This is a genomic window from Pseudomonas sp. (assembly GCF_050739995.1).
GTDB lineage: Bacteria > Pseudomonadota > Gammaproteobacteria > Pseudomonadales > Pseudomonadaceae > Aquipseudomonas.
The window spans coordinates 1-3,504 of the sequence record NZ_JBOICG010000302.1; the positions used below are offsets into that span (position 1 = coordinate 1).

At 61.2% G+C, this 3,504-nt stretch carries 3 protein-coding genes; 1 reads left to right on the top strand and 2 read right to left on the bottom strand.

What is annotated here, in order from left to right; all coding sequences use genetic code 11:
* Positions 1–53 precede the first annotated feature (53 nt).
* A complete protein-coding gene (locus tag ACRESD_RS10265; protein WP_431750809.1) occupies positions 54–758 on the bottom strand; it encodes a DUF3142 domain-containing protein in 705 nt (234 codons plus the stop codon).
* The gene (locus ACRESD_RS10270) at positions 755–2,911 is read right to left on the bottom strand and encodes an outer membrane assembly lipoprotein YfiO (protein ID WP_431750810.1); all 2,157 of its coding nucleotides are present in this window, start codon (positions 2,909–2,911) and stop codon (positions 755–757) included. Before ACRESD_RS10270 ends, ACRESD_RS10265 begins: the two co-directional genes overlap by 4 nt.
* Before the next feature lie 162 nt (positions 2,912–3,073).
* On the opposite strand from ACRESD_RS10270, the gene ACRESD_RS10275 reads away from it, so the two are divergent.
* The coding region (locus ACRESD_RS10275) for a biotin/lipoyl-binding protein (protein WP_431750811.1) at positions 3,074–3,504 on the top strand (431 nt) is incomplete at its 3' end.

Genomic DNA, 3,504 nt, shown 5'->3' on the forward strand with positions numbered 1-3,504 from the left:
TTCGCCACCCAGCGCGGGGCAAGCCCGCTCACTACAGTGATGGGTTTTGCCTCTCAGGGGTTCTGCAAAAACACTACATACCCCCGAAACCACTGACTCTCCTTCAAGTACCCCGGTGCTTCCCATTCCCCGCCTTGAATCAACCCCACCTTGAATGGCAACCCCAGTCGATTCATCCGGGGTAAGTACGCCGCGTAATCCGGAATGCTATGGCGGCCCTGATAGGTCTGTACCACCACCTCATCCACCACGCCCTTGAGCTGGGCGATGGCGGTCGGGTCGGCGTTGCTGCTCCAGTCCATCAGGCCGGTGATGCTCAGGCGCAGGTCGGCGGGCAGGCGTTGGCGCAGGTCGCGCAGAAAGGCGGCGTATTCGTGCAGGTATTGGGTGCGTGCGTCGAAGTCGATCTGGATGCCGACCACCGGGTTACCCGCCTCGCGCCAGCGTTGTACCTGGCCGAACACTTGGGTGTAGATCGGCTCCGGCCAGTGCAGGGTGTGGGCCCGGTACACCACCCAGACTTCGCCTTGGGTCAGGCGTGGCACGCTGATGCCTTGGGCGATCAGTTGCACGCCGCGTTGGGGCGCGCGGCGGGTGGAGTTGATCTGGCCCTGGAGGATGTACAAGGTGTTCGCCTGTTTGAGCACCGGCTGGGGCGTGACACCACTCCACAGCCAGAAGGCGTCATAGTCCCGGGCGTCGACAGCGCCAAAGGCCGGGCTCGCCAGCAACAGCAAGCCGAGCCACAGGGGCTTCACCAGTAGTACTGCAACGATTTGCCCCACTGGGTGTCGGCAAAGCTGGTTTTCAGCTGACGGAACCATGCCTTGCGCACGGCCGGTTTAACGTCATTGCCGCCGCAGCTGTTATAGCCGGAGGGTGCATAGCAGTTGATCGCGCGGAACAGGGCATAGGCCTTGTCGTTCTTCGGTGCCTTGGTATTGGCGATGACGAGTGCGTAACCGTCAAGCCGCGAGAAGGTTTCACCTTTGAATTCCGAAGCGGTACTGCCCAGGCTACCAGCGGCACGTGCTTGTTCCAGAGGCATGCCATCCAGGCCGTTACGCAGGATGAACTCGCCGAAGCAGTTCAGGCCCTGTGGGTTTTTCCCGTCGTTCTGCAAGGTTGCGGCAGTTTGCGCGATGCTCGGGCATGCATAGCCGGACTCCGCTTTGTCACCGCTCCACTGGAATAGCTTCAGGTTCTGGCTGGCGCTGTAGACGTAGCCCAGGCTAGTACCCAGTTTGTCGTCGGGCGCCGGAGACGGCAGTTGCTTGAGGTCGTCGGCGAAGGTGGCGAACTGGCTGTGCAGCAGGTCTTTGTAGAGCAGCACGAACTGTGCGGTGTTGCGCTCCACTGGGTCGCTGGCCTTGGCGAGTTGCTGGCGCAGCAGGTCCGGTCCGGCCACGTTGCGCAGCAAGATGTAGCGCACCTGTTTGGCGCTGATCGGCGAGTCGGCGGCAAAGACCTTGGCCAGCTGGCCGCTGCGCTCGTAGTTCATGGCCAGGGCCAATTCCAACTGGTCACGTTGCAGTGGCAGCTTGGCCAGCGGCAACAGTTGCAGCCATAGCGCTTCTGCACTTTTCCAATCTTTTTTCTCTTCCAGAGCCAAGGCGCGCAGGGTCTGTTGGCTGAAGGCGAAATAATCCAGGTTCGACGGTACCTCCTTGGGCAACAGCTTCAAGGCGCTGTCGGGCTGATGCTCGACGTACAGCGCATACGCGGCCTGTACGTAGTCGAACAGTGCCGGTTCACTGGCAAAAACGGCTTTTTGCCCGTCGAGGTCTTCGCGGCTCAGGTTCGGTGGTGTGTGGGCGCGCATCGCCATCAGGTCGATGACCAACTGAATCATGGGGCTTTGCACGGTGCTGCGATTGGCCATCAACAGCTTGAGGTCGGCTTCTTCCACCAGCTCATCCACCGACGCATTGCGTTGTGCGTCCGTTGCCTGGGTCAGTTGCCAGGCGTAGGCCTGGGCCAGTTTGTCGGCGTCATTCGCCAGCCAGTACACCCGGCGCAGCAAGCCACGGGCAGAAACCGCGTAGGCGCCCTGTGGATAAGTTTTCAGGTAACCCAGGAAGCCTTCTTCGGCGTCGCTCAGGGCTGACTTATCCACACGCTCGAGTTTCGGCATGCCGTATTCGTCAAAGGCTTCGGCTTGCGCCTGGTTCAACGAGGTGCGCGCAGTCATGTACAGCGCGGTTTCTTTCAACCAAGGCAGGGCGCCGCTGCTGGCGGCGGCAAAACCGCGTTCGGCATCACTGAAGCGACCGCTGTAGAAGTCGGCGGCGGCTTGCAGATAGGTCCGCAGCAGTTGGCCTTCGGTTGACTGAATCTGCTGTGGGTCCACCACTTGGCCAGTCCACTCGCAGGTGGCGAGCAGTTGCAAGCGGGCCTTGACCAGCACGTCGCGCTCAGCCGCCGGCATGTCGGCCTTGACGACCTGACCGATAAACGCTGCGGCGCTGTCGTCGTCATTGCTGCGGCAGCGGCTGCCTTCGCCGCTGAGGAAGGCTTGACCAGCGGTTTTGGTATCAGCGCGCTGGATACCCAGCGGTGCGAGCAGTGCGTCGAGGCCGGGGCCTGATGATTCGTCTGCTTCGGACGGTGGTGTGTCATTGGAGGTCAGGCGATACACTGGGAACGGCACCGGGCCAAAGCCTTGCTCCAGATCGGTTTCATTCAGTGCGTTCGGCTTCAGGGGCTCCACCTTCTTATCTGCCAGCAACAGACGCAGGTTGACCCGGCTGTCATTGCCCGGGCTCAGGAAGGGCAGGTTGCTGCAGCCTTCAAGGTTGTCGCGGGATACCCGCCAGTCGGGGTAGCACGAGTCATCGCCGCTGGCCTGGGCTTGGAAGGAAAGGCCGGCGAGCAGCGCCAGTCCCAGAGGTGGCAGAAAACCGATACGCATGACGTGTCCTTTGATCCTGAATCCTTGGAGGGCACAATCATAACGTACGCCTGCAAAGACGTCGGCAGCACCCTACAATAAATTCAGATTTGTCCGCTTTGGGCAGTGGCAATTTGACCTCACTGCCCTAGACTGCCGGCATCATCAGGGAGTAGTGACCGTATGGAGCAGTTGCGTAGCTGGGTGTTCGGATTTTCATGTCTGATGGGCGTGGCGCAACTGACCATGGCGGACGATCCGTTGTTGGATCATCCTCCAGTGGCCACCTCCAATGCCGAGGAGGCGCGCGGCGTGTTGCGCGCCCGCGACCAGGCGATGCTGGCCAGCGAGTTGTCGGGGCGTATCGTCGAATTGCCCTTCAGCGAAGGCGAGTCGTTCAAAAAGGGTGACACCCTGGCCCGCTTCGACTGTTCGGCCTATCAGGCCCAACTGAATGCCGCTCAGGCCGCCAGCCGTGGCGCCGGTGAAGAGCTGGCCCACAACAAACAACTGGCGGCACTCAACTCCGTCGGGCGCTTTGAAGTGGCCCGCGCCGAAGCCAAACTCACTGAAACCCAGGCTCAATCCCAGGTCTACCAAGTACAGGTCAAACG

What these genes read in the sequence shown, in the direction of transcription:
- ACRESD_RS10270 (WP_431750810.1), bottom strand. Translation starts at nt 2,911, where the DNA reads ATGCGTATCGGTTTTCTGCCACCTCTGGGACTGGCGCTGCTCGCCGGC.